Annotated in this window: 1 protein-coding gene; it reads right to left on the reverse strand. The window is 33.3% G+C overall.

The genetic code is table 11. The features are described from left to right. A partial coding sequence (locus tag NG918_RS16795) for a cysteine peptidase family C39 domain-containing protein (RefSeq protein WP_252227191.1) occupies positions 1-221 on the reverse strand: 221 nt, incomplete at its 3' end. Positions 222-225 lie beyond the last annotated feature (4 nt).

Consider the following 225-nt stretch of genomic DNA (forward strand, 5'->3'; position numbering starts at 1 on the left):
TTATTAGATACTTTTACTGCCTTAGCAGAAAATCCTAATTTTTTAGCAGCTTCCACAATTCCATAAACAGATGTTCCCTCTGAATCTGTTCCAGCAATTTCCCTTATCTTAGAAATTGAAATTTTCAATCCATATTTCCTTGCAATAGTGCTTATGCACGCTGGACCACAGTCTGTTATATCATGTTGTCTAATACAACAATGTTTTCCTGTTATACTCATATTT

The organism is Clostridium sp. ZBS2 (assembly GCF_023845855.1).
In the GTDB taxonomy this organism is placed as follows: Bacteria; Bacillota; Clostridia; order Clostridiales; family Clostridiaceae; genus Clostridium; species Clostridium aquiflavi.